20 protein-coding genes and 1 tRNA gene are annotated in these 25,804 nt (G+C 47.3%); 13 read left to right on the top strand and 8 right to left on the bottom strand.

What is annotated here, in order from left to right; all coding sequences use genetic code 11:
• The first annotated feature begins 50 nt into the window (after window positions 1-50).
• The 7 genes from PQQ36_RS15815 (at window position 51) to PQQ36_RS15785 (ending at window position 6,911) form a co-directional block, all read left to right on the top strand.
• Window positions 51-278, top strand: a complete 228-nt coding sequence (locus PQQ36_RS15815) for a YejL family protein (protein ID WP_011080921.1) — start codon at window positions 51-53, stop codon at window positions 276-278.
• A gap of 21 nt (window positions 279-299) precedes the next feature.
• Window positions 300-2,120 (top strand): DUF3413 domain-containing protein, encoded by a 1,821-nt coding sequence (locus tag PQQ36_RS15810; RefSeq protein WP_273661776.1) that lies wholly within the window; start codon window positions 300-302, stop codon window positions 2,118-2,120.
• A gap of 85 nt (window positions 2,121-2,205) precedes the next feature.
• Window positions 2,206-2,296: transfer RNA gene (locus PQQ36_RS15805), tRNA-Ser, on the top strand.
• 299 nt (window positions 2,297-2,595) lie between these two features.
• The gene (locus PQQ36_RS15800) at window positions 2,596-3,258 is read left to right on the top strand and encodes a potassium channel family protein (protein WP_011080923.1); all 663 of its coding nucleotides are present in this window, start codon (window positions 2,596-2,598) and stop codon (window positions 3,256-3,258) included.
• The gene (locus tag PQQ36_RS15795) at window positions 3,255-4,625 is read left to right on the top strand and encodes a TrkH family potassium uptake protein (protein ID WP_053542215.1); all 1,371 of its coding nucleotides are present in this window, start codon (window positions 3,255-3,257) and stop codon (window positions 4,623-4,625) included. Before PQQ36_RS15800 ends, PQQ36_RS15795 begins: the two co-directional genes overlap by 4 nt.
• A gap of 136 nt (window positions 4,626-4,761) precedes the next feature.
• Window positions 4,762-5,229 (top strand): YhcH/YjgK/YiaL family protein, encoded by a 468-nt coding sequence (locus PQQ36_RS15790; RefSeq protein ID WP_053542234.1) that lies wholly within the window; start codon window positions 4,762-4,764, stop codon window positions 5,227-5,229.
• A 206-nt stretch (window positions 5,230-5,435) separates the two neighbouring features.
• Entirely contained in the window at window positions 5,436-6,911 is a 1,476-nt protein-coding gene (locus PQQ36_RS15785) for a phospholipase D family protein (RefSeq protein WP_263143060.1), read from the top strand.
• 23 nt (window positions 6,912-6,934) lie between these two features.
• Here the strand turns inward: PQQ36_RS15785 and PQQ36_RS15780 are convergent, their stop codons facing one another.
• The 6 genes from PQQ36_RS15780 to PQQ36_RS15755 form a co-directional block, all read right to left on the bottom strand.
• Window positions 6,935-7,849 carry a diguanylate cyclase gene (locus tag PQQ36_RS15780; RefSeq protein ID WP_011080927.1) on the bottom strand — a complete coding sequence of 305 codons (915 nt, stop codon included), beginning with the start codon at window positions 7,847-7,849 and terminating at the stop codon, window positions 6,935-6,937.
• Between the two features lie 38 nt (window positions 7,850-7,887).
• Entirely contained in the window at window positions 7,888-10,038 is a 2,151-nt protein-coding gene (locus PQQ36_RS15775; RefSeq protein WP_228510323.1) for a PAS domain-containing hybrid sensor histidine kinase/response regulator, read from the bottom strand.
• Window positions 10,039-10,289: 251 nt separating this feature from the next.
• Window positions 10,290-11,228, bottom strand: coding sequence for a histone deacetylase family protein (locus tag PQQ36_RS15770; protein WP_045623490.1), 939 nt, complete (start codon window positions 11,226-11,228; stop codon window positions 10,290-10,292).
• A gap of 5 nt (window positions 11,229-11,233) precedes the next feature.
• The gene (locus PQQ36_RS15765; RefSeq protein ID WP_053542235.1) at window positions 11,234-13,204 is read right to left on the bottom strand and encodes a DNA topoisomerase III; all 1,971 of its coding nucleotides are present in this window, start codon (window positions 13,202-13,204) and stop codon (window positions 11,234-11,236) included.
• Window positions 13,205-13,289: 85 nt separating this feature from the next.
• Window positions 13,290-13,838 carry an NAD(P)H nitroreductase gene (locus PQQ36_RS15760; protein WP_017790715.1) on the bottom strand — a complete coding sequence of 183 codons (549 nt, stop codon included), beginning with the start codon at window positions 13,836-13,838 and terminating at the stop codon, window positions 13,290-13,292.
• Between the two features lie 173 nt (window positions 13,839-14,011).
• Window positions 14,012-16,024 (bottom strand): NADPH-dependent 2,4-dienoyl-CoA reductase, encoded by a 2,013-nt coding sequence (locus tag PQQ36_RS15755; protein WP_273661775.1) that lies wholly within the window; start codon window positions 16,022-16,024, stop codon window positions 14,012-14,014.
• Between the two features lie 245 nt (window positions 16,025-16,269).
• Between PQQ36_RS15755 and sppA the strand changes: the two genes are divergently transcribed.
• Together sppA and ansA are read left to right on the top strand one after the other, a co-directional pair.
• On the top strand, window positions 16,270-18,120 hold the full coding sequence (gene sppA, locus PQQ36_RS15750; RefSeq protein ID WP_072616395.1) for a signal peptide peptidase SppA: 1,851 nt from the start codon (window positions 16,270-16,272) through the stop codon (window positions 18,118-18,120).
• A gap of 104 nt (window positions 18,121-18,224) precedes the next feature.
• On the top strand, window positions 18,225-19,238 hold the full coding sequence (gene ansA, locus PQQ36_RS15745; protein ID WP_011149877.1) for an asparaginase: 1,014 nt from the start codon (window positions 18,225-18,227) through the stop codon (window positions 19,236-19,238).
• 71 nt (window positions 19,239-19,309) lie between these two features.
• Here the strand turns inward: ansA and PQQ36_RS15740 are convergent, their stop codons facing one another.
• On the bottom strand, window positions 19,310-19,594 hold the full coding sequence (locus tag PQQ36_RS15740; protein ID WP_011080935.1) for a YeaC family protein: 285 nt from the start codon (window positions 19,592-19,594) through the stop codon (window positions 19,310-19,312).
• Window positions 19,595-19,698: 104 nt separating this feature from the next.
• Here PQQ36_RS15740 and PQQ36_RS15735 point away from each other — a divergent pair, with 104 nt between their 5' ends.
• Window positions 19,699-20,517, top strand: coding sequence for a DUF2989 domain-containing protein (locus PQQ36_RS15735; RefSeq protein WP_370293212.1), 819 nt, complete (start codon window positions 19,699-19,701; stop codon window positions 20,515-20,517).
• Window positions 20,518-20,712: 195 nt separating this feature from the next.
• On the opposite strand, the gene msrB is transcribed toward PQQ36_RS15735, so the two are convergent.
• Complete coding sequence (gene msrB / locus PQQ36_RS15730; RefSeq protein ID WP_200905315.1) at window positions 20,713-21,129, bottom strand: peptide-methionine (R)-S-oxide reductase MsrB; 417 nt, start codon at window positions 21,127-21,129, stop codon at window positions 20,713-20,715.
• A gap of 336 nt (window positions 21,130-21,465) precedes the next feature.
• Here msrB and gap point away from each other — a divergent pair, with 336 nt between their 5' ends.
• The 3 genes from gap to PQQ36_RS15715 all read left to right on the top strand — a co-directional run bounded on the left by gap (window position 21,466) and on the right by PQQ36_RS15715 (window position 25,775).
• Window positions 21,466-22,461, top strand: coding sequence for a type I glyceraldehyde-3-phosphate dehydrogenase (gene gap, locus PQQ36_RS15725; protein WP_011080938.1), 996 nt, complete (start codon window positions 21,466-21,468; stop codon window positions 22,459-22,461).
• A 182-nt stretch (window positions 22,462-22,643) separates the two neighbouring features.
• Entirely contained in the window at window positions 22,644-23,528 is an 885-nt protein-coding gene (locus tag PQQ36_RS15720; RefSeq protein WP_053542221.1) for a D-hexose-6-phosphate mutarotase, read from the top strand.
• 210 nt (window positions 23,529-23,738) lie between these two features.
• Window positions 23,739-25,775 carry a methyl-accepting chemotaxis protein gene (locus tag PQQ36_RS15715; RefSeq protein ID WP_263179918.1) on the top strand — a complete coding sequence of 679 codons (2,037 nt, stop codon included), beginning with the start codon at window positions 23,739-23,741 and terminating at the stop codon, window positions 25,773-25,775.
• Window positions 25,776-25,804 lie beyond the last annotated feature (29 nt).

The raw sequence follows: 25,804 nt of genomic DNA, 5'->3' as shown, positions 1-25,804 counted from the left end.
GGCATTGTAGGTTATCATAGGCCGCTTTTACTATCATTATTAGAGTTTTTATGCCGATTACATCGAAATACACAGACGAACAAGTAGAAACCATTCTTACTGAGATTGGAGCAGTGCTTGATAAGCACGGTGCAACACCAGAATTATCACTGATGATTGCCGGAAACATCGCAACAAACGTTCTGAATCAACAAGTTGCCGCTTCTCAACGTAAGCTAATTGCTGAAAAGTTTGCACAGGCACTGATCTCTTCTTTACAAGAACCAAAAACTCACTAATAACGGATAACAGAATCAGACATGGTTGACAGCGGAAACTCATACGGCGAGCGCGTATCCAGATTAGTTGGATGGGGTCACTGGTTCGCATTTTTCAATATCATTGCTGCGATGTTGATTGGTACGCGTTATATCACCCAGTCCCCTTGGCCAGAAACGCTACTCGGGCAATTTTATCTGGTTGTCTCTTGGGTTGGTCATTTTGGCTTTTTGGTGTTTGCCTTATACCTGCTGATTCTGTTTCCTTTAACTTTTTTATTGCCATCGCAACGGTTGTTCCGTTTAACCTCTGTGGTTTTTGCGACCACAGGATTGACGGTGCTGCTGATCGATACGCAAGCGTATCAAAGCATCAACCTGCACCTAACCCCCGTGGTTTGGGAGTTGCTCTTTAGTGATGACAAATCGGCTCTCAGCGCCGATCTCCAGCATCTGTTTATTGTGCTTCCACTGATTTTTTTCCTGCAACTTGGCTTGTCGGAATGGGTGTGGAAGAAACAACGTAAACTCGCACACAAACATATTGGCCGCCCGTTAGCTGCCGTCTTCTTTGTCTGCTTTATTGTTAGTCATCTGATCTACATGTGGTCCGATGCTTATTTCTATAATCCAGTGACTAGCCAAAGAGCCAACTTCCCGTTGTCTTACCCAATGACAGCGAAAAGCTTTATGGAAAAACATGGCCTACTGGATCGTGATGAATACCTAAAACGTTTGGAAGCGAACGAAAACAACGTCGAGTTGGTGCGTTACCCATTAGATCAGCTAACGTTCAACCGTCGTGGTAACAACCTCAATGTACTGATGATCAGCGTAAATAATTTACGCAGCGATCGTCTATCGGCAGAACAAATGCCAAATATGTTTGAGTTTACCTCTAACAACCAATGGTTTACCAACCACTACAGCTCAAGTAACGATGGTTACGGCATTTTTGGCCTCTTCTATGGCCTACCGACCAGCTATGCCAGCAGCATTAAAGCGCAAGGTACCGCCCCCATTTTTTTGAAAGTCCTTCAAGAGCAGGGCTATCAATTTGGTTTGTTTAGCGGCAATGGCTTTAACGAGCCTTTGTATAGTGAAGTTATCTTCCGTAATCAGAATTTAGCGACGCAGATCGAAGCAGAAAAAAACGCGGAACAAGCGGTGACTCATTCCGATGCACAAGCGGTCGATGCGTGGAACGAATGGTTATTAAACCAAGCGAAATCGCCTTGGTTCAGCTACATCGAAGTGACTGAACTCGATAATATTGAAACCGCTTCGCTGCCAACCACGGCCAACGCGAGCGACAAATTCAAGCAAGCTTATGATGTTGCAGTGCGACAAGCCGACAGCACGCTACAACGTATTTTTGCGACCCTAGATGAACAGCAGTTAAGCGATAACACCGTGGTGATCATCACCTCAAATCACGGCAGCGAGTTTAACGAAACTCAAACCAACAGCTGGGGCGCAAACAGTAACTACAGTCGTTACCAGTTACAGGTACCTATGGTGATTCATTGGCCAGGAAAACTGCCTGCGCAATTTGGCCAAAGTACCAGTCATTTGGATCTTTCCGTTACCCTACTTCAAGACCTGATGGGGGTCGCGTCGAATCCGGCTGATTTCAGCTCCGGTCGCAATTTGTTTGATGAAAGTAAACGCCGTTGGATCCTTGCAGGCGATACCCGCGAAATCGCGCTGATCACGCCAAGTCAAACCACGGTGATCGATAAATTCGGTAATTTCAAACTGTACGATAACCACTATCAGAGAGTTCGCGACGACAGCCCGAAACTGCCCGTTTTGATGCAAGGGCTCACTGAGTTACAGCGTTTTTACGCTAAAAGTAACTAAGCCGCTATTGGTTGGTGATTTTCTATTCACTTAGCATTCATAGGGCTTTACAAACGAATTCCGGGCTTATATATTTGCCCGCACTGGAGAGATGGCTGAGTGGTTGAAAGCACCGGTCTTGAAAACCGGCGTACGTTAATAGCGTACCTAGGGTTCAAATCCCTATCTCTCCGCCACTTTAGTAAAAGGGCCACTAAGACATTAGTGGCCCTTTTCGTTTCTGCCGCATCCAAGTTAGTTATCTCTCCTTTTGCCAAGTAAATTCAGACACCATTTCTCACACAAATCAGCAAAAGTATTTATTCTGTTCAATCTTAGGCATGTTGCTTCACGCATCACCCGCGCCATCATGAAACATCGCTGTTTTTATGCACAATTTCCGTTAATCTTCTGTCAAATTCTCATCAATAAATTTGCACCGCAGTGAAATTAGGCGCAGACTTTTCTGCCGAAATCCATAGATTAAGAGGCGCTCATGAGACGAGCTGAAAAACAATTTGCCGTGATTGGCTTAGGTCGTTTTGGTCTTGCGGTGTGTCAGGAATTGACCGATTCCGGTGCTCAAGTACTGGCCATCGACGTTAATGAAGAACGCGTCAAGCTAGCAGCTGGTTTTGTCACTCAAGCTCTAGTGGCCAACTGTACACATGAAGAGACCATGGCAGAGCTGAAATTGGATGACTACGACATGGTGATGGTCGCCATTGGTGCGGATATGAACTCCAGCATTTTAGCCACTCTGATTGCCAAAGAAGCGGGTGTCAAATCCGTTTGGGTTAAAGCCAACGACAAGTTCCAAGCTCGAGTTTTGCAAAAAATCGGCGCAGACCACATCATCATGCCGGAGCGCGATATGGGGATCCGCGTGGCAAGGAAGATGCTCGACAAACGCGTTCTTGAATTTCATCCACTTGGCAGCGGCTTGGCCATGACTGAATTTGTGGTTGGTTCACGCTTAATGGGCAAAACCCTCGGAGAGTTGGCTTTGTGTAAAGTCCCTGGCGTGCAGGTACTTGGGTTTAAACGTGGCCCCGAACTGGTCAAAGCTCCAGAGTTAGATGTCGAACTCGAAATTGGTGACATGATCATTCTGGTTGGCCCACAAGATGCATTGGCAAACAAACTCAGTTCACTATGAATCCATTTTCTTCTAACAACGGCTTGTTTTACCTCGCCGATAAAGCATCGAAACAGAGCAAAGGGAATGAGCCTCGCATCATTCTGCTTAGTTTTTTGGCCGTGCTATTACCCTCCGCAATCCTGCTGACATTGCCCGTTTTTTCTGTCTCAGGCTTGTCGATAACCGATGCGCTTTTTACCGCAACATCCGCCATTAGTGTGACTGGACTTGGTGTGGTGGATACCGGTCAACACTTCACCTTAGCAGGAAAAATCTTGCTGATGCTGCTGATGCAAATCGGTGGTTTGGGACAAATGACGCTTTCTGCCGTGCTACTTTATATGTTTGGTGTGAAACTGAGCCTTCGCCAGCAAGCGTTAGCCAAAGAGGCGCTAGGGCAGGATCGACAAGTGAATCTGCGTCGATTGGTGAAAAAAATCGTCATCTTCGCTTGTGTCGCAGAGTTGATCGGTTTTGTGTTATTGGCGTTTCGTTGGGTGCCGGAAATGGGCTGGCAAAGCGGGCTGTTTTATGCCCTTTTCCACGCTATTTCTGCATTTAACAATGCTGGCTTTGCGCTCTTTTCTGACAGCATGATGAGCTTTGTCGACGATCCTCTGGTCATCTTCACCCTCGCTGCGCTGTTTATTTTCGGTGGTTTGGGGTTCACTGTGGTGGGCGACGTGTGGATGAACTGGCGACGCGGTTTTCATTTCCTGCATTTGCACACCAAAATCATGTTAGTCGCCACCCCTGCACTGCTCATTATTGGTACGCTGTTGTTCTTCGTCTTAGAACAGCACAATGCCAGTACGATGGGCGAGTTAAGCACTTCTGGGCAGTGGCTTGCCGCCTTTTTCCAATCCGCCAGCGCGCGAACAGCCGGATTCAACAGTGTCGACCTCGCCCAGTTCACGCAACCAGCCCTACTGGTGATGATTGTGTTGATGCTAATTGGTGCAGGTTCAACCTCTACAGGTGGCGGGATCAAAGTCTCTACCTTCGCCGTCGCGTTTATGGCGACCTGGGCATTTTTGCGTCAAAAGAAACATGTGGTGATGTTTCAGCGCACCGTGAACTGGCCAACTGTGACCAAATCTCTCGCAATCATTGTGGTCAGCGGCGCAATTCTTACCACGGCGATGTTCTTACTCATGATCACCGAGCAAGCTCAGTTTGACAAAGTGATGTTTGAAACCATCTCTGCATTTGCCACGGTCGGTTTAACGGCAGGCTTAACCGCTGAGCTTTCGGAACCGGGCAAGTACATCATGATCGTGGTGATGATCATCGGACGAATTGGGCCACTAACGCTGGCTTACATGCTGGCGAGGCCGGAACCCACCCTGATCAAATACCCTGAAGACACCGTATTGACGGGCTAACAAAGCACGCACAATATCTCATTTTAGAAACAGCGTTTTGAAAAATGACTGGCGTTCGCTTTCGCGAGCAGTAAAATCGTCGCAAGCCAGTAAAAACTGGTTTGCGACTTTTATTTTCTTTTTGGGGGTAATCACCGTGTTTGTCGGTAAAACAACAGAGCTCGCCTTTACATCTTGTCTCTCTTCAAATCTCAAGCAAATCATTGCGCAGGTGTTAGCTAAACTGGCTGAGCCAATTGAAGATGGGCGTCATGAGTTGGACGGCGACAACGCGTTCTTTCTGGTCATGAGTGATCATACTCAGCCGCTCGCGTTAAGAAAATCAGAATGCCACCAGCGCTACCTCGACGTACAAATTCTGTTAAGCGGGAAAGAGACGTTTGGCTACAGCTTGCTACCGTTTGCAGGATTGGATGAAGACTATCTCGCAGAGCGCGACTTGGCATTTAGTCACCATGTTGTGGATGAAAAGTTTGTGACACTCGGCGAAAACGAGTTCATTATTTTCCCGCCAGGGCAGCCCCATCGTCCGCTTATCGCACCAGAAGGCGAAGGCTCACCCGTGCGTAAAGTGGTCATTAAGGTGGATGGCGCAACGCTTTAATCTCACTCAAGGTCCATATGATAAAACGATGCGCCACGCACTTGGGCCGCATCGTTTCTCCCTCCAATATCGTGAGCTTTACTGGATTTAAACCTCACGCGACTTGCATGCCTGCCGTGCCACTTCCAAAATATCTGAAGAATCCATTTTTTGGGCTTGGTCCGTTGCGAATATTTATCCATAAAGCATTAACGTATTGTTCTGTGATGTTGCTCTGCGCGTGTACATCACTCGAAAATCACTCACCGTTCGACAAGCAACCGAGCTACCAACTGGGCTACCAAGCCGACTCTCGCCTTTCGGCCTATCTTAACCATCATCCTCAAGACAAAGAAAACTTGACCGCTTTTTTCCCTCTGGACAAAGGGCATGATGCGCTTCTCGCGAGATTGGCGTTAATCGAGGCAGCCGATAAAACGCTCGATTTGCAGTACTACATCTTCCGTAATGACGAAACCGGACAATTACTGACATGGCGTTTATTTGAAGCTGCCCAACGAGGGGTTCGAGTTAGAATTCTCCTCGATGATATGCAGAAAAGAAACGATGAAGGATTGGCTCGATTAAGCGCTCATCCCAACATTCAGATTCGCTTGTTTAACCCGCATCAATATCGAACGGCACGCACGCTTGCGATGGCCAGTGATTTTTCACGACTCAATCGGCGCATGCACAATAAGTCCCTCACCGCAGACAGTGTGGTGGCCATTGTTGGTGGCCGTAACATCGGTAACGAGTATTTTTCGGTTAACTCTCCAGTCGAATTTGGGGATTTTGATTTGATGCTTTATGGCAACAGCGTTGAACAGACCGCCGAGCAATTTGATTTGTATTGGAACAGTCTCCATGTCGTACCAATTGAGTGGCTCACCGACAACCCCATTCCCGTCACCGAAGAGGAATTGCAAGCTTGGCTAAAAGAAACCCAGCTAGAACAAAAGTTTACTCAAGGGCGATACGACTTTACTCAGTTGCAACTGTACCAACAGTTTACCGACAAGAGTTTAGTTTGGTATTGGGGTAAGGGGCAGGTTTGGTATGATCTGCCTGACAAAGTCGACACACAAGAACAACAATTGGCAGACAACCTCACTTCGCTGTTAAGAACCGTGAAGGATTCCTTGGTCCTTATCTCGCCCTATTTCGTTCCAACAGAACGCGGCACACAAGCCTTGGTAGAAGCGGCCCATCGCGGCGTCGAAATCACCATTGTCACCAACAGCTTGGCCTCAAATGACGTCTTTGCTGTTCACGGCTGGTACGCCAAGTATCGACAAGATCTTGTCGAAGCGGGCATTCAGTTATGGGAAACCAAAGCCAGCGCAAGAATCGACAGCAAATGGAGTTTCACTGGCAGCAGCCGCTCAAGCCTACATGCCAAAGTGCTGTTAATCGACCACCGATTGCTGTTTGCCGGCTCCATGAACTGGGATCCTCGTTCGGCTTTGCTCAACACCGAAATGGCAGCGGTGATCGAACATCCTGATTATGTTCAATCGTCAGAAGCCAAATTGCCTATGGGTTTAGAAAACAATGCCTATCAGGTGCGAATGAAAAACGGTGAAGTGGCTTGGTTTGATCACCAATCTCAAGTTTGGTTTGATTCCGAACCGGAAGCCACGGTATGGCGGAAAATCGGCGCTTGGTTTGCTGGCATTTTACCCATTGAAGAGCAACTTTAGCCCTAACTAGCAATGCCGCATCTTTAAATTTCGCGGCTCTCCATGGCGCTGCTTGATACAACACGGTTTTTGCCACTCTTTTTGCCTTGATACATTGCGGCATCAGCTTGGCGAATGACGTGATGAAACGAGAGTGCACCTTGATTGCATGCGACTCCGAAGCTTGCGGTGAAGTGGTAAGCACCCAGCGTACCCTTCGATTCATTGAACTCATCTTGAATACAAGCGGCCAGATCGTAGGCACGTTTGGCATCAAAGTTCGGCAGTAAGATCAGGAACTCCTCCCCACCCCATCTTGCGCAGTAACCATGCTGCCCAATGACTCTGCGAGTAATCTCAGCGATTCTCACTAAAACTTCGTCTCCGACATGATGCCCATATTGGTCATTGATAGTCTTGAAATCATCGATATCAAACAAAATCAGAGCAAAGTTCCCTGACACTTTCCCCGCCATATCGGCAAGATAGCGGCGGTTGACCAATCCCGTCAGTGCATCGGTGGTCGCCATTCTTTTTAGTTGTTCATTTTGTTCGATCAATGCGCGCTGCAATGTCACCAAACCCGCATGAGTGCGAACTCTGGCCAACACTTCCATCACCTCGAAAGGCTTTTGAATATAATCGACACCACCGATCTGAAATGCGCGCACTTTATCTTGAACATGATCTAAGGCGCTGAGAAAGATCACCGGGATATCTTGTGTCGAGGGATCCTTTTTTAGCTGTCGACACAGTTCATAGCCATCCACCTCTGGCATCATGATGTCGAGCAATATCAAATCAGGTTTCTTTTTTTGGCACATGCGTAATGCACTCTTGGCACTCAAAGCGCCTTTCACCAAATAACCTTCGTTTTGCAGCAACTGACTTAAAAGCTTGACGTTATCAACGGTATCATCAACAACCAAAATTTCCGTATTCGATGGTTCTACTTTCATCTGCTTTCATTGCGACGCTTTTCCCGCAATGCCCTTTTTTATTCTTGAAATAACTCGTAAAGCTCATCAAATTGATAGTTCTCTACCAAGCTGTTTAGACGGGTGCGAACCTCACTGTTCGCTATCGTTTGTTCGAACAAGTAATAGAGCTCCTGCTGCTGCCCTTGCTCTATCGCTTCAACAATATCTTGAGTCGACTCGTGGGTTAAATCATCCAAAAAGCTCAGATCCAAGTCATCGAAGGATGTGTTCTCTGCCTCGTCTTGCCTCTGTTCATAGTCATACTCGAGATCGAGATGCTTCTTCATCATGTAAAACAAATCTTGCGGCATAAACGGCTTACGCGCAAAATCGTCCATACCTGACGCTAACATCTCTTCTATCTCGTCATTAAAGACACTGGCGGTCAAGGCAACAATTTTTACCTGGCTGTTCTCTGAGGCGGCACGGATTTCTTTCGTCGCTTGCAAGCCATCTTTTTTCGGCATACGACGATCCATCCAAATAAAATCAGGGCCCCAACTCTTATGCAGAGCAACCGCTTCTTCGCCGTCTCTGGCCAGTTTGACGGTAAAGCCCGCTTCCTGCAAAAGCGTGGCAAGCAACGTCTGGTTGTCTAGCTGGTCTTCTGCGATCAAAATCTTAGGACTGAATGAACCACTTTTTAACCCTAAGACTCTGGGCAAATTCGCAGGCTTGTTTTCAACCAAATGCTCACTGGTTTCCATCACAAGACTGAATGAGAAAGTAGAGCCTCGATGAAGCTCACTTTTGAGCACCAATTGGCCTCCCATCAATTCGACAAACTGCTTACTGATGCTCAATCCCAGCCCTGTGCCATTTTGCGTAATATCAGAATCCAGTTGCTCAAAAGGTTGGAAGACGCGTTCTTGGTTTTCTTCACTAATACCAATGCCCGAATCACTCACTTCAAACGTTACTTTGTGCTGGCCATTTTGCAAAGCCTCGCTGGCAATGTTTAAACGGACATTGCCTCGATATGTAAATTTAATCGCATTTCCCAGCAAGTTGATCAGCACTTGTCGCGTTTTCACGACATCACCTAATACAAAATGCGGTACTGAATCTTCAACGCGGCAGTGCAATGTCAGTTGCTTTTGCATTGCCTTCATCTGCATGAGGTCATTAATCTCTTCAGAAACTTCTCGGAAATTAAACCACTTGCGCTCTACTACACTATGGCCAGCGTCGATCTTTGACATGTCCAACACATCGTTGATCAGCGATAACAGGTGCTCACCAGAGCGGTTAATGATTTCGAGATATTCGTGGTGTTTTGCAGTTAAGCGTTGATCGCACTTCATCAACTGCGTATAGCCCAACACGGCATTCAACGGTGTGCGAAGCTCATGGCTCATGTTGGCTAAAAAAATCGATTTTGCACGGTTTGCCACTTCCGCTTTGTCTTTGGTTTCAGAAAGACTCTGTTGCAGGCGCTTGAGTTTATCGATATCAACATGGATGCCGTTCATGCGCACAGGGACACCATCTTGATCGCGTTCGAACACTCGCCCAAGATCTAAAATCCATTTCCACTGACCATCACCGCAACGTACGCGAAACTCGGCATGGTAGAGCTCCGTCTCACCGTCTAAATGGGCTTGAATCTTATCTGTGGTTTCAGCCACGTCATCAGGGTGAACGATTTCAGACCATTTTACGATGCCATTGATGATCTCAGAAAACAGGGCATCATCAGCAAACAAATGATTAGGATCGAGTTTTTTCTGTGTCGCCCACGTTTTATTGCCAATGATACAGCCCGTTGACGGATTGAAATCCCAAATGCCCAAATTCGCGCCTTGAGCCGCAAAGTCGAGTCTTTCAATGTCACGACGTAAGCGGGCATTTTCGTCCCTGAGCGCATCATCACAAACGGCTTCTTGTAACCATAAATCGAAACCACCTTGCGCTCTTGGGCTAGCCGAGAGCGTCCAATGTGTCGCGTGGGCAGACATGATGCTGAGTGGCGGGGATTGTTCGGAAAGCTGCTTTACCCATTCATGAAAAGTTCGACTGGGGTGAGCGCACGTGAGTGCTTCCCCTACCATCAAGGGTTGATGCCAAAGCTCACAAGATTGTGCTTGCTGGTTATACGCTTCAATCCATCCTTCTTGAGTGATTGAAAGCCAACCAATGGGAAGCGTTTCGGGACAAATCGTTATCATTGCCATTCCCTTGCTCAATGCCCTTCGAAGACATTGTCCTTTGATTGCTTGCTTTTGTTAACGAGGAGTGCGAAGACCTAACGCCCACCTTCAGAGTAAGGCCATCTCCACTCGTTATTGTGCAAAACATCATCGTACTAAACATATGAGCGTACGCTTATTTAATTAATTCAAATTTATAGTGAAAGTTGATGCATAGCACACTTTGTCAAAACAACGTTTTCGAGCAAAAATCTTGGCACGAATATGCATCAATCTGGTGTAGAACGATACACATCGAACGCCGCGTTGAGCAGTTGCAAATGCAGTGGCACCAGCGCTTCATGATCCGTGCGATATCCACCACCTACCACCGCGGCAACCGGGATCGCATTGGCTTTGGCCTGCCCAAAGAGAAAAGCGTCACGTTGATACAAAGCGTCGGTGGAGACGTTGAGATATCCCAGCTCATCTTCATGATGAATGTCGACACCGGCATCGTAGATAATGAGATCCGGTTGATGGAGACGTATTGCCATCGGAACCACCTCTTTAAACGCCGCAAGAAACGCCTCATCACCACACTCTCTTGGCAAACCAATATCGAGATCAGAGTCCGGCTTACGGGCAGGAAAGTTCTTATCACAATGGAAAGAAAGCGTCACAATGTCGTCGCGCCGTTGGCATAAAGTGGCCGTCCCGTCGCCATGATGCACATCGCTATCGATGATCAACACTTTGTCGACGCTGGCGTGTTCCAGCGCGTTGTGTGCTGCCATCACGAGATCGTTGAACAAGCAAAAACCGCTGCCATAGTCGAAATGGGCATGGTGATAGCCGCCACTAAGATGAATCGCAACGCCATGTTGTAAGGCTTTTTCCGCTGTCAGCACAGTTCCGGCGGTTGAGGTTAACGTGCGTTCAATCAGTTTTTCACTCCAAGGAAAACCGATTCTGCGCATTTTCGCCGCAGGCAATAAGCCTGTCGTCAGCAGATCCACATATTCTTGTTGGTGAACTTGCTTGATGGCTTCAATCGATAACGCTTCTGGCTGATAAAAAGCAAATGCCTGCTGCCACTCGAGATGCTGTTGCTGATATCGACACACCGCTTGGTAGAGATGGTGATATTTCATGATCGGGTAACGATGCCCCTCTGGCAGGGGCAACTGAGAGTAGATTGGGTGATAGATCAGAGGAATGCTCATCATGGGGTTTAAGCCGACTTGTTGGTTCTTTTTTGGGTCGTGGCTGACGCCGTTTTCTTGCTGCTACTGGCGCGTCTCTTGCGCTTAAACGCTGGGCGCTCCACTGGTGGCAGTTGACGAAGCGAGCTCGGTACGGGTGATGTTTTGACCTGCTGCATTAATTCCGAAATACGCTGTTGCAAGGCGGCCATAAATGGCTGGTAGGCTTGGTTGCGTTCAGCCATGCCTTGCAATTGGTGCTCCCAGTGAGCCGTCATATCCGGATAAGTTGATTCTTGTGGCAACGCATGGATCAACCCTCTCCCTGCTGGAGTACTAAGAATGGCTTTGCCTTGTCGAGAGAGTAACTGACGTTTAAACAGAGTATCGAGTATGCCCGCCCTGGTCGCTTCCGTGCCTAATCCGTCGGTCTCTCTTAAGATTTTTTTCAGTTCTTTATCACTGACGTAACGTGCAATTCCCGTCATCGCCTGCAATAAGGTCGCTTCGGTAAAGTGCTTTGGCGGCTCGGTTTTACAGTCTTTAATTACCCCTTCTCGGCAGGTGAGCACCGTCCCTTTCGCAAGGGGTGGTACGGTATCCGCGCCGTCCTCTTCTTTTTCTGTTGCTCCCGTGAGTGCTTTCCAACCAGCAAATGTCAATTGGCGACCTTTCGCAGTAAAGACACCACCAGCAATCTCAAACACCAGTTTGGCTTCAGCGTATGTGGCGGCGGGATAGAACTGCATCAAATACTGTCTGGCGATCAATTGATAGATCTTCATTTCGTAACCAGACAGTGCGTTAACACTGGCTTGTTTCGGCGTGGGGATAATCGCGTGGTGAGCTTCGACTTTGCTGTCGTTCCACGCTTTAGATTTTAAAGAAAGATCAGCGCCACTCACCGCATCGGACAGCTCTTTCGCATTATTGGCAATGGCTTGGCTGACACTGGCGGCTTGCGCATAATGTTCTTTAGGCAGATAGCGGTTATCCGAGCGTGGGTAGGTGATCAGTTTGTGCTTTTCGTACAGTGACTGACACGTATCCAGCACCTGTTGTGCACTCATACCATAGCGTTTAGCCGCATCAATTTGCAGCGCCGACAGTGAATAAGGCAAAGGCGGTGCTTGCTTGGTCTGTTTGTGTTCCGATTCCGTCACGGTAGCAGGTTGATTGGCAATACGACTGGCAACGTTTTCCACCAGTTTACGACTCAAGACTCGCCCTTCTTCGTCTTGCCAAGGCTGGCAAGCGTCGCTCGGTTTCCAACGTGCTTTGATGTCAAACGGTTCACTGCCATTCTGATAAGGGATCAGCGCGTGCAGAGTGAAGAAATCACGCGGAACGAAATTCTCGATTTCCTCATCACGGCGCACCACCAGCCCCAATACCGGCGTTTGTACTCGTCCGACAGACAGCACACCTTGATAGCCTGCTTTTTGCCCCAGCAAAGTGTAAGCGCGTGACATATTCATGCCATAAAGCCAATCAGCCCGTGAGCGCGCCAGTGCAGAAACCGACAGTGGGATGAAATCACGATTGCTGCGCAGACTATTCAACGCACGCTTAACCGCAGGCAGGTTGAGATCGCTGATCAACAATCGCTGGGTTTGTGCTTTTTTGGTTTGGCTCAGTTTGCAGTAATCCAGCACTTCATCCACCAGCAATTGCCCTTCTCTGTCAGGGTCGCCTGCATGGATCACTTCACTTGCTTCTTTTAGCAGCTTGCGAATCACGGTCAATTGTTTACTGGCCGATGGACGTGGGCGCAGTTGCCATTGCTCAGGGATGATGGGCAAATCCGCCATGTTCCATTTTTTATAACGTTCGTCGTAAGCATCTGGCTCAACTTGCTCCAGCAAATGCCCAATACACCACGTCACGATGTCACCATTGCCACAGCGAATAAAGCCTTGTTCTTTCTTTTGAGGATTGGGCAATGCGGCAGCAATCGCGCGGCCTAAGCTGGGTTTTTCAGCAATAAACAGACGGGTCATAACAAATTTTTCGAGCTCAACAAACAAAGGGCCACATTAGCGGATGTGGCCCTTAAAAATCAACAAAAACTGTATGTATAGACAGTTATAGATACTCAACAAATTTAGCCAGATCACGCTCTGGTACTTTCATCGCGGAACATTCTGCGCTGCCCAAGTAGAGGAAGCCCACAATGGCATCGTCTCCCTGTAAGCCAAACGCTTGTCTCACTTCCGTATCGAACATCCATTCACCCGAACGCCAAAAACCTTGGAATCCTTGAGCCACAGCCGCCATTTGCATTGCTTGCACAGCACAACCCGCGGAAAGATGCTGTTCAAATGCCGGGACTTTTTCACTCTCGGTCACTTTCGCAATCACGGTGATCACCATCGGCGCACGAAATGGGGCATTTTTCACTTTTTCCACCACCGATTCTTCACTGCCTTTGGCCTGTGCCGCCTTCACTAGGATGTCTGACAACTTATGCAGGCCAGAACCTTGCGCGATGACAAAGCGCCAAGGCGTCAGCGCGCCGTGATCTGGTGCTCTTAATCCCGCACGAATGATATTTTCAAGTGCTTTGCCTTCTGGGGCTGGAGCGGCCAATTTACCAATAGAACGACGATTAAGTAGAAGATCGAGAGCGTCCATCCAAGAATCCTTATAGTGGTATCGATTTGCGTTTACACTTTAGCATAGTTCACTACGCCATATAACCGCCTGTTTATTGTGGAAATTCACGATTTACGCAAGAACTGCTCAAACAAAAATACCGCGAATCACTTCGCGGCATTTTTTATGTTCAAACCTTCAACCTTCACCGATTAAAGTTTTGTCGCAAGCGTGACCCCTTGCTTAATCGCGCGAACCGCATCCAGTTCTCCTGCGTAATCGGCCCCACCGATCACATGCAGTTTATCGCCAAGCTCATGCCATTTGTCTTCAAATGGGCGAACCGATTCTTGCCCTGCACAAATGATGATGGTGTCGGCATCAAGCAACTGCTTCTTGCCATTGACGGTAATTTCCAATCCTTCAGGCTTGATACTGTCGTAGCTCACGCCTCCGAGCAGATTCACGCCACGTTTTTCCAATGTACGCTTGTGAATCCAACCTGTGGTTTTCCCCGGACCTTTGCCTACCGCGCCTTTACGACGTTGCAGCAACCACACCGTTTTGTCACTCATCGCATCCGGGAATGGGTACAAGCCACCCGGTTGCGTCATTTCTTTATCGATGCCCCACTCTTGTAGCCAGTCGTCTAGGTTGTGCTGAGCGGGTTCTGTGACCATGCTCGCGACATCGACACCAATTCCCCCTGCACCGACAATCGCTATCTTGTTGCCGACTGGGGTTTTCTCTCGGATCAATGTTTGATAATCGATCACTTTACTGCTTTCGGTTAAGCCGTCAATTTTCACTTTGCGCGGTTCAACCCCAGTGGCAAGCACCACTTCATCGTACTCTTTGAGCAGTTCTAACGTAGCGTCGGTATCGAGGCGTAAGTTCACCCCTGTTTCGTCAATCATATTGGCGAAGTAGCGAATGGTTTCACGAAATTCTTCTTTGCCAGGGATCTGCATCGCAAGGCGGAACTGACCACCAATGCGATCATTTCGTTCAATCAAATCAACACTATGGCCACGTTGCGCCAAGGTGGTTGAACACGCTAACCCAGTAGGACCTGCGCCCACCACCGCAATGCGTTTTTTCTCACTCGCAGGCGTCACCACCAACTCGGTTTCATGACACGCCAGTGGGTTAACCAAGCAGCTGGCTCGTTTGCCTTTGAATACGTTGTCCAAACACGCCTGATTACAGCCAATACAGGTATTGATAAGGTGAGATTTCGCTTGCTCAGCTTTGGCAATGAAATGCGGATCGGCGAGGAAAGGTCGCGCCATCGACACCATGTCCGCTTGCCCAGAAGCGAGAATACGCTCTGCTTCTTCTGGGGTGTTGATTCGGTTGCAGGTCACAATCGGCACAGAGACATGCGGCTTCACTTTCTCAGTAACCCAAGTGAAGGCGCCACGAGGCACTTGCGTTGCGATTGTCGGTACTCGCGCTTCATGCCAGCCGATGCCAGTGTTAATGATCGTCACCCCTGCGTCTTCAAGCGCTTTAGCAAGCATAATCACATCTTCAAACGTGCTGCCTTGCTCCACCAAGTCCAACATAGAAAGGCGGAAAATAATGATGAAGTCACTGCCTACCGCTTTGCGCACCGCTTTGACGATTTCCACAGCAAAGCGCATGCGTTTTTTGTAGGTACCGCCCCACTCGTCATAACGCATATTGGTACGCTTACACAGGAATTGGTTGATCAGGTAACCTTCGGAACCCATGATCTCTACCCCATCGTATCCTGCCAGTTGTGCGAGACCTGCACTGTTGGCGAACGCTTCGATGGTTTTGCGAATCTGTCTTGGGCTCATTTCGCTGGGTGCAAACTTCGCGATAGGGGCTTTGATGCCAGAGGCACTTTGCGCAAAAGGATGCATCGCGTAGCGGCCAGCATGCAGGATCTGCAGCGCGATTTTTCCACCATGTTTGTGCACGGCTTCCGTCACCACTTTATGCGCTTGAGCGTGTTTGGGTTTACTAAATTCTGCACTCAGCGGGTGCAGACGACCGCGTAAATTCGGTGAAAAACCGCCCGTCACGATCAGACCGACGCCACCTTTGGCACGCTCTTCGTAAAACGCAGCGAGTTTTTGTAAGCCTTCCTTATGCTCCTCAAGGCCTGTATGCATCGAACCCATGAGCACTCGATTTCGCAGTTGAGTGAATCCGAGATCCAAAGGCTGTAACAAATGTGGGTACATGGCAGACATGACAAACTTCCATTTTTATTATCGTGGTCAGACCAGAGTATGAGCTCTTATCTAAAAAATCAAACATGCGTTTACATTTTTGTAACACCGATCAATCTTAAGTGAGCTATGCCATTTGGATTATTTGCGTGTTAAGCTTTGATAACTGTTATCTTTTGCATGACTTATTGATGGCGTTGGTGCCAGTTTGGCGATCATATCGATCTTTCATGTGAATGGTTGAGGCATCTCGTTACGGAGAAACAATGAAATCATTATTCAAACTCATCGGTTTGGTTTTTAAAGGAATATGGAAAGCCATTACCTTTGTGCGTCTCGCACTCACCAACCTGATTTTTCTACTGTCTGTTGCGCTCGTTTACTTTGTCTATTTCTACGGCCATGACACTCAGCCTCAGGTTGAGCAGCCTTCCGCATTGGTGCTGAACCTATCCGGACCTATCGTCGAACAAAGCCTTTATATCAATCCGATGGATTCTTTCACCAGCTCATTGTTTGGTGAAGAAATTCCTAAAGAGAACGTGTTGTTTGATGTGGTGGACACCATTCGCTACGCCAAAGACGACGAGAAGATCACTGGCTTAGTGTTGTCGTTGCGTGATATGCCAGAGACCAACCTCACCAAGCTGCGTTACATCGCCAAAGCACTCAATGAATTTAAGGCCTCTGGCAAGCCCATTTACGCCATCGGTGCTTTCTATAATCAAAGCCAATACTACCTCGCCAGCTACGCCGATAAAATTTATCTCGCGCCTGATGGCGGGGTAATGCTGAAGGGCTATAGCGCTTTTAATCTCTATTACAAAACGCTCCTCGAAAAGCTCGATGTGACAACGCATGTTTTCCGTGTTGGCACTTATAAATCTGCGATTGAGCCGTTTGTACGTGATGATATGTCACCAGCCGCTAAGGAATCTGCGACACGTTGGTTAACGCAACTGTGGGGCGCTTTCGTGGACGATGTGGCGAATAATCGCAACATCGACCCAAAAACACTCAATCCTTCGATGGAAGAGTTTTTGTCTCAGTTGAAATCCGTCAACGGCGATCTCGCGGCCCTTTCCATCAAACTTGGTTTGGTCGATGAGCTCGCAACTCGCCAACAACTGAGAGCGCAACTAGCCGAGAAGTTTGGCGCGAGCGGGGATGACAGCTACAAAGCCATCAGCTACTACGACTACCGAGCAACCATGCGCGATAACTTTGATGTGAATGCCGATGATATTGCCATTGTCGTCGCCAGCGGCACCATCATGGATGGTCAACAACCGCGTGGCACTGTGGGCGGCGATACCGTTGCCGGATTACTGCGTCAAGCTCGTAACGATGACAAAGTGAAAGCGGTGGTATTGCGTGTGGATAGCCCCGGAGGTAGCGCATTCGCTTCGGAAGTGATTCGTAACGAGGTCCAAGCACTAAAAGACGCGGGCAAACCAATTGTGGTGTCCATGTCTAGCCTAGCTGCATCCGGCGGATATTGGATTTCCATGAGCGCGGATAAGATTATTGCTCAACCCACCACGCTCACTGGCTCGATTGGTATTTTTAGCGTCATTACTACCTTTGAAAAAGGCTTCAATAAACTCGGTATCTACACTGATGGTGTCGGTACATCGCCATTCTCTGGTGAAGGCATCTCGACAGGCCTTTCAAAAGGGGCGTCACAAGCCTTCCAAATGGGCATTGAACACGGTTACCAACGTTTTATCAGCCTAGTCGGTGATAATCGCGATCTGTCATTGGACGCAGTGGATAAAGTGGCTCAAGGCCGAGTGTGGACCGGCTACGATGCACTGCAACACGGTCTGGTTGACCAAATCGGCGACTTCGATGACGCCGTTGCTGAAGCGGCAAAAATGGCTCAGCTAGAGAACTACAACCTCTACTGGGTCGAAGAGCCGCTCTCACCGACAGAGCAGTTTATCCAAGAGTTTATGAAGCAAGTGAAAATCTCTATGGGCGTTGATATTCAAAGCATCCTACCATCGAGCTTACAGCCTGTCGCCCAACAAATGGAACAGCACGCTTCGCTGCTGCAAAATTTCAACGATCCGAAAGGCTATTACGCCTTCTGTTTGAACTGCGAAGTACAGTAGAAGTAAGAAGTGAGAGGCATCTGTGTAGCAGATGCCTCTTTTTCTTAGCCAAGTTTTCGCTATAATCGCCGCTCTGTTCCCCTACACCTAAGTGATCACTCACTATGACAAGAAAACACATCTATATTGCCTACACTGGCGGCACTATCGGCATGAAGAAATCCGATCATGGCTACATTCCTGACGCAGGCTTCATGGAAAAGCAGTTAGCAAACATGCCGGAATTCCATCGTCCAGAAATGCCTCAGTACACTATTCACGAGTACGAACCATTGATGGACTCTTCAGATATGACCCCTGAAGATTGGCAACACATTGCCAACGACATTCGTGACAACTATGACAAATACGATGGTTTCGTTATCCTACACGGCACCGATACCATGGCGTATACCGCCTCGGCGCTCTCCTTCATGTTGGAAAACCTTGGTAAGCCAGTCATTGTCACAGGTTCTCAAATTCCATTGGCGGAACTGCGCTCTGACGGCCAAGCGAATCTGCTTAACGCACTGCATATTGCAGCCAATTACCCAATCAACGAAGTCACGTTGTTCTTCAATAATCAGTTGATGCGCGGCAACCGCAGTGTGAAATCGCACGCGGATGGTTTTAATGCGTTTACATCACCAAACTTACCACCGTTGCTTGAAGCGGGGATCAACATCCAGATCAGCAACAGCATCAAAGTCGGCGCGCAACCAGAAGGCGAATTCAAAGTTCATAACATCACCCCGCAACCTATCGGTGTGATCACCATGTACCCAGGCATCTCACACGAAGTGATTCGCAACACCTTACTGCAGCCAGTGAATGCGATGATTCTGTTGACCTTTGGTGTGGGCAACGCGCCACAAAATCCAGAGCTATTGGCCCATCTTAAAGAAGCGTCTGAACGCGGCGTGATTGTGGTTAACTTAACTCAATGTTTAGCGGGTAAAGTGAACATGGGTGGCTATGCAACTGGCTGTGCCCTTGCAGAAGCAGGCGTGATCAGCGGTTACGATATGACGCCTGAAGCAGCCTTAGCAAAACTTCACTACCTATTGAGTCAAAATCTGTCTTATGAAGAAGTGAAAGCACAAATGCAGCAAGTGCTGCGTGGTGAGATGAGCTTATAAAGTAAAAACCTAGAACCTGGATCTATTCTAGGTTCTAGGTTCTAGGTTCTAGGTTCTAGGTTCTTTAACGACTAATCTCTATTTGGATTAACGCGGACAATATCTTCCTGACCCGATTGAAACTGTTTTTTCAGCTCTGCTTTCGACTTAAAGCAGATTTCCCCACCTGCAGCCACTGACATATGCTCAGCATCAATATTGTGCTTAGATTGATACAACATCACAGCTTGCATACAGGAATCTCGCTGTGTTTGTGAAAGTGGTGTACCCTCTGGCCAACGTCCTGTTTCTACTGCATACGTCAGACGTTGGTAAACTTCTGGTGTCATTGCGCTGAGTAGCTGCTCTGTGTTCATAACATACCTTTACACTAACATTTTGTTCACAGAACATATCTGGATACTAAACTGAGTCAAGAAACAGTAAATAAATTGTTGTAATGGATCACAAGCAAATCACCATGAGTAAAAAAACTTGGCTATTCGCCCTTAGTATACCGCTGCTACTCAGTGGCTGCTTAGAAGGCAACAAAACCACGGAAGAACTGTGTCAATCACAACCAGGGCTACGCTGTGAAAAACTGAATATGGATGACGGGCAGTGCCGTGTTGCACGTACTGACCTTATTTGGCACCGCTTTGAGGTGCTGAAAAACCCATCCGACAGTAACAAGATTAAGGAATACAAGCTAACCGCAGAGTATCGCAAGTGCTTGGAGTTGGCTTCGCAAATTACACCCATCGATCAAAGTGCGTTAAAACAAAAACGTTTTAATGCGCTGGTGCATAGCATCTCTGAGCTTGAACGTATTGTGCAAGAACTTAGCTCTTCACGTGAACCTGAAAGCCTCTATTTCCTCTGGAGCCAGACCGGCAATACCAATGCACGTCGCCAGTTTTTACAGATGGAAGGTACACCTGCGCTAGAAACTGCTGAAATGCAATACGCCTTGGCAACGTTTTATACCACACGTGATCAAACGAAAACCATCCAACTGCTTAATCATTCTCTCGAGCTGACTAAAGATGGTAAAGTGAATACCGAAGCGTTAAAGTCATTGGCAAGTACCCATCAAGGGTTACGTCAAATGAAGCAAGCTTACGTTTGGGCAATGGTCGCAAAAGAGTTTGATGTGCCCTTAGCCACAGAGCGAGAAATGCAACTGATGTTTGGCTTTAGTGCACAGGAATACAAACAGTTGGATGCTTTAGCTGAGCAAGTGGCATCCGCACTCGAAAAAGGGCAATACCGCTCTATGATGATCCCGAGTGACTTGTAGCCTGATACCTTCGTAGCCACACGCTGATGACAATGCTGCTTTAGTTCAGCGCTTCTTTCAAAGAACGACGCACTCAAACAAAAACCTTCCACATGGAAGGTTTTTGTCTCTTGGTTACTAACGCCATTTTGACTCTTTCAGTATGATAGCAAGACACGATATGACTGAAAGCGGGGAACAGCGTTCGGTGAAAAATCACTCATTAGTTTCAATTTTGTTGAAAATTAACGACACTGAATTGACACAAAAACGTTCTCCGGTTGTTTTAGGTCCATCAGGAAAAACGTGCCCTAAGTGGCTATCGCATCGTGCACAGCGGATCTCTACTCGCTTCATTCCGTGACTAAAATCATCTAAATACAGGACAGCCGTCTCATTAATCGGCGCATCAAAACTTGGCCAACCACAGCCTGAGTCGTATTTGTTAACAGAAGAAAACAGCGGCGCATGACAGCAAGTGCATGCATATTCTCCGTTGTCTTTATTGTGCAGTAGCTTGCCACTAAAAGGAGGTTCGGTTCCTTGCTCACGACACACATGATATTCCTGTCCAGACAACTGCTCACGCCATTGCTGGTCTGACTTGAGCACAACTTTACTTTCTTTTGTCACGTCACTAATTTCCCTTTTTCTTATTAATGTTGACGACTTTTTGTGCAAAAAACTTGCGGAGCATCATGGTTGTAGCACATACTTTCTCACCATCATGTCCTATGTTTTAAAATTGCTTAGAGCACCTGCTCTTGAGTTATTTTACGCCAATTGGTGAGTAGAATAACCGGTTCAAAGTTTAAAAAACGAGCATTTGCAAAGAATTGTTAAAAAAAGCGTCGCTTTTTTTTGACTTTAAACAAGTTAAGTCCGATTATCACTTGCAGATGTTTACTGGATTCTGTAATTTTACTACCAGTTATCTTTAATCAGAAATTAAGTTGTGGAGCAACTATAATGACTATCAAAGTAGGTATTAACGGTTTTGGCCGTATCGGTCGTTTCGTTTTCCGTGCAGCGCAAGAGCGTGCTGACATCGAAGTTGTAGGTATCAACGACCTTATCGACGTAGATTACATGGCTTACATGTTGAAATACGACTCAACTCACGGCCGTTTCAACGGTACTGTTGAAGTTGAAGGCGGTAACCTAATCGTTAACGGTAAAACTGTACGTGTAACTGCTGAGCGTAACCCAGAAGATCTAAAATGGGATGCAATCGGTGTTGACGTAGTAGCTGAAGCAACTGGTCTATTCCTAGACGACGCAACAGCTCGTAAACACATCACAGCTGGTGCTAAGAAAGTTGTTCTAACTGGTCCTTCTAAAGATGCGACTCCAATGTTCGTAATGGGTGTTAACCACACTTCTTACGCTGGTCAAGACATCGTTTCTAACGCTTCTTGTACTACTAACTGTCTAGCTCCTATCGCTAAAGTTCTTAACGACAAGTTCGGTATCGAATCTGGTCTTATGACTACAGTTCACGCTACTACAGCAACTCAAAAAACTGTAGACGGTCCTTCTGCTAAAGACTGGCGCGGTGGTCGTGGTGCTTCTCAGAACATCATCCCATCTTCAACTGGTGCAGCTAAAGCAGTAGGCGTTGTTCTTCCAGAACTAAACGGCAAACTAACTGGTATGGCTTTCCGCGTACCAACTGCTAACGTTTCTGTAGTTGACCTAACTGTTAACCTTAAGAACGGTGCATCTTACGAAGCTATCTGTGCAGCAATGAAAGAAGCTTCTGAAGGCGAACTAAAAGGCGTTCTAGGTTACACTGAAGATGCAGTAGTTTCTCAAGACTTCATCGGTGAAGTTCAAACTTCTGTATTCGATGCTAAAGCTGGTATCGCTCTAACCGATAACTTCGTTAAAGTTGTATCTTGGTACGACAACGAAATCGGTTACTCAAACAAAGTTCTAGACCTAATTGCTCACATCTCTAAGTAATTTCTACTTAGTAAAATAAGCACTTAGCGAAGAATTTCGTTAGACAAAAAGGCGACCTTAGGTCGCCTTTTTAGTATCACGGATTTGAGGTTAGCAATGGAGCTTTAGACTCTCTGCAGTGTCTGACTTCACGGTCCGTTTCTAAAACGAATCTTTTGAAACTGATTGTTAAGGAAATTCAGATGGATCTTAATTCACTTCCGGCGCTGACTGTCCTGTCTGATTGCGTCACCATTGTTGAAAAAGACAATGTCAAAATTGTTCGTGTGATTCACGAGAAAGCAACCGCAGGTATCTCTTTGTTTGGCGGCCATGTTGTCTCCTATCAGCCGACGGGTAAAGCTGACGTCATTTGGATGAGTGACAAGGCAGTATTTGATGGTAAAACTGCGCTGCGCGGCGGCATTCCGGTTTGTTGGCCTTGGTTTGGCCGCATTGCAGCACCTGCACACGGCTTTGCTCGCACTTCAGAGTGGGAACTGGTTGAACACCGCGAAAACGACAACGGTGTGATCGTTGAACTCGCCTTATTCCCGACAGAAGAATCGCACAATCTCTGGCCTCATATGTTTGATGTTCGCCTAATCGTCGAGATCGGTGATGAACTGAAAGTGTCACTCAACATTCTTAATATTGATGACGACGCATTCACTTTCTCGGGCGCTCTGCATACCTATTTGAACGTCGGTGATATTGAACAAACTCAAACTATGGGCATGGGCTCTGAGTACATTGACAGTTTGAAAGCGGGCGAACTATGCCATGGTGGTGAAGTTTTACAATTGACCGACACGATCGATCGCGTCTACACGCAACCTGAGAAAGAGATTGTGGTTAAAGACCCAGTCATTGAACGTACTCTGTGCATTGAAAACCAAGGTCACAACAGCGCCGTGCTCTGGAACCCTTGGGCTCAAGGTGCCGCTGGCATGGCGGACATGAGCGATGACGGTTACAAAACCATGCTGTGTGTAGAATCCACTCTGCATGCAGACAGTATTACTCAGGGCAAAACGCTCAACCCTGGCGAAAGTCACCAGTTAATCACTGTGCTTTCTGCGCGCTAAAACTGACCATCGTTCAAAACGCAGTGGGCAAATGTTCACTGCGTTGTTTATCCCATCAATATTCGTGGTCATTCCATCACCACAAATGAGCAATTACTTAATAAATATCAATTAATTCTATCAATCTTCGGCTATTATCCCTTCCATTATTACAATCTATTCTTTCAAACATACATCGTGTAGAGGCTGCTGATTTCAGCAGGAATAACAGTGCTAGAAAAATATAAAAATCAAAGCGTCGGTTTTCAGTTAAAACTGGTGATTACGCTATGCCTTATCATCGCCTTTGGCGGAACCGCCACTCTTGTCTATCGTAATGCGTCTGACGTGCTACTCGAAAACACGCTTCGGGAACACCAATCAAAAGTGGAATCCATGGCAGCAACCATTGCTGGCCAATTTGATGCCTATTTACAAACCGCGAAGGTACTTGAATCCACTTTCCGCAATGGTTACTTAGCCGGTATCTATGTGGAAGATTACCAAGTGGATTTTAATGGCAAATCGCTGCGTAATATCACGCAATACGGTGAAAGCCTGATTAATGACACCAAACTTGTCGACAGTTTCACGCGAGATACTGGCGCAGTAGCGACTATTTTTGCTCCGTTTGGCGATGATTTTATTCGTGTTTCAACCTCGCTAAAAAATCCTTCCGGACAACGAGTTGTTGGTACCACTTTAGGCTACAACCACCCAGCCTATCAGAAGCTCCGAGCAGGACAGGCCTATTACGCGCAAGTGAAGTTGTTTGGTGAAAGCTACATTACCTATTACTCGCCCATTCTTGACGCACAGAACAAAGTCACTGGTGTTTCTTTCATTGGCTTACCCGTGCAAAAAGCAACAGAAGATCTCTTCAGTGCGTTGAATCAGGTGAAATGGGGTGACACAGGTTACACCATCGTCGTTGATAACGAGCAAAGCAACCTTGGTAAGTACTTGCTGCATCCAACCCGAACCCAACATGACCCTTCTATTATCGATACCGCAGATTACGACGGCAACAAACCCTATGTCGCGATTTTTGAAAACAAAAGCGGTTTGATTCGCTACCGCCATGAATATCAAGGTACTGTTGGGGAGAAATACCTCGTCTATACTGAAATTCCTGGCTGGAACTGGAAGCTTCTTGGCGGCACCTTCATTTCAGAAGTGACGAAAGGAAGTCAAACGCTGCTTAAATTGATTATCGCCATTGCCACCGCCGTGGCCGTTGCTACATTTGCAATCTTGACGTTTGCCATCAATCGCAATCTTCACCCTTTGACGACCTTAAATGCTCTGATGGCAAGGCTTGCTAAAGGTGAAGTGAGCATTCAAATTGCGAGCACGGGTCAGCCTTCAAAAAATGAGATCACCAACCTAACCAACGGCGTTGCCAACATGGCAAATCAGCTCAACATGCTGGTCGGTGAAATTCGTCAAACGGCTGAAACCGTGTATATCGCGTCACACAGTGTTTCTGAAGATGCAGGGAATAACCTGACTCAGGCAGATCGCCAACAAGAACAGGTGGAGCAGGTGGTAACGGCCATTGAAGAGATGGCCACCTCAGCTCAGTCGGTCGCTCAACAAGTGGAGAACATTGCGGATAACGTTCGCAGTGCAAATGAGGATAGTCAATCTGGATTGAGCCTAGTGGAAGGTGTCTGCATTGATGTGGCAGAACTGAATGATCAACTTGATCGCTCTGCCCATGCCATCAAACAAGTCAACACCGACAGCGAAAGCATTCAAACCGTGACGAAAATGATCGATGAAATTGCAGAGCAAACCAATTTACTGGCACTCAATGCCGCCATCGAAGCAGCGCGAGCCGGCGAACAAGGCCGTGGCTTCGCAGTGGTTGCTGATGAAGTAAGAACGCTTGCTCACCGTACTCAAACTTCGGTCAAGGATGTGGTTCAGATTATCGAGAAACTTAAAGCTTCCACAGGTAATGCGGTGGGGCTAATGAGCCAAAGCCAGCAAAGTGCCAATCAAGTGCTTGATAAGGCGCAAGAAGCAGGTAGCGCCCTAGAAGCCATTGCGAGCCAAGTTCACGCCATTGCGGCACAAGCCGAAACCATTGCCGCCACCTCAGAGCAACAAGCTCAAGTGTCGCAAGAAATCGCAGCCAATGCTCACTCGATCAGTGATCTTAACCGACAGAGCCGAGCCACCAGCGCGCAAACGTCTGAAAGTGCTGAAGAGCTGCAAAAACAGGCGAATTCACTTAAATCGCAAGTCGACTTTTTTCACTAATTCGAAGAGCGAGCAAAAACAAAGGGCGA

The sequence above is a fragment of the Vibrio sp. CCUG 15886 genome, assembly GCF_028570825.1.
In the GTDB taxonomy this organism is placed as follows: domain Bacteria; phylum Pseudomonadota; class Gammaproteobacteria; order Enterobacterales; family Vibrionaceae; genus Vibrio; species Vibrio vulnificus_B.
The sequence above is the reverse complement of the archived record's forward strand: the minus strand, read 5'-3'. Positions and strand labels throughout refer to the sequence as shown.

Coding starts and splice junctions, on each gene's coding strand:
- PQQ36_RS15755 (WP_273661775.1), bottom strand. CDS start 16,024: ATGTCTGCCATGTACCCACATTTGTTACAGCCTTTGGATCTCGGATTC.
- PQQ36_RS15810 (WP_273661776.1), top strand. CDS start 300: ATGGTTGACAGCGGAAACTCATACGGCGAGCGCGTATCCAGATTAGTT.
- PQQ36_RS15795 (WP_053542215.1), top strand. CDS start 3,255: ATGAATCCATTTTCTTCTAACAACGGCTTGTTTTACCTCGCCGATAAA.
- PQQ36_RS15785 (WP_263143060.1), top strand. CDS start 5,436: ATGTTGCTCTGCGCGTGTACATCACTCGAAAATCACTCACCGTTCGAC.
- sppA (WP_072616395.1), top strand. CDS start 16,270: ATGAAATCATTATTCAAACTCATCGGTTTGGTTTTTAAAGGAATATGG.
- PQQ36_RS15770 (WP_045623490.1), bottom strand. CDS start 11,228: ATGATGAGCATTCCTCTGATCTATCACCCAATCTACTCTCAGTTGCCC.
- PQQ36_RS15775 (WP_228510323.1), bottom strand. CDS start 10,038: ATGATAACGATTTGTCCCGAAACGCTTCCCATTGGTTGGCTTTCAATC.
- PQQ36_RS15815 (WP_011080921.1), top strand. CDS start 51: ATGCCGATTACATCGAAATACACAGACGAACAAGTAGAAACCATTCTT.
- PQQ36_RS15780 (WP_011080927.1), bottom strand. CDS start 7,849: ATGAAAGTAGAACCATCGAATACGGAAATTTTGGTTGTTGATGATACC.
- gap (WP_011080938.1), top strand. CDS start 21,466: ATGACTATCAAAGTAGGTATTAACGGTTTTGGCCGTATCGGTCGTTTC.
- ansA (WP_011149877.1), top strand. CDS start 18,225: ATGACAAGAAAACACATCTATATTGCCTACACTGGCGGCACTATCGGC.
- PQQ36_RS15735 (WP_370293212.1), top strand. CDS start 19,699: ATGAGTAAAAAAACTTGGCTATTCGCCCTTAGTATACCGCTGCTACTC.
- PQQ36_RS15800 (WP_011080923.1), top strand. CDS start 2,596: ATGAGACGAGCTGAAAAACAATTTGCCGTGATTGGCTTAGGTCGTTTT.
- PQQ36_RS15720 (WP_053542221.1), top strand. CDS start 22,644: ATGGATCTTAATTCACTTCCGGCGCTGACTGTCCTGTCTGATTGCGTC.
- PQQ36_RS15740 (WP_011080935.1), bottom strand. CDS start 19,594: ATGAACACAGAGCAGCTACTCAGCGCAATGACACCAGAAGTTTACCAA.
- PQQ36_RS15765 (WP_053542235.1), bottom strand. CDS start 13,204: ATGACCCGTCTGTTTATTGCTGAAAAACCCAGCTTAGGCCGCGCGATT.
- PQQ36_RS15760 (WP_017790715.1), bottom strand. CDS start 13,838: ATGGACGCTCTCGATCTTCTACTTAATCGTCGTTCTATTGGTAAATTG.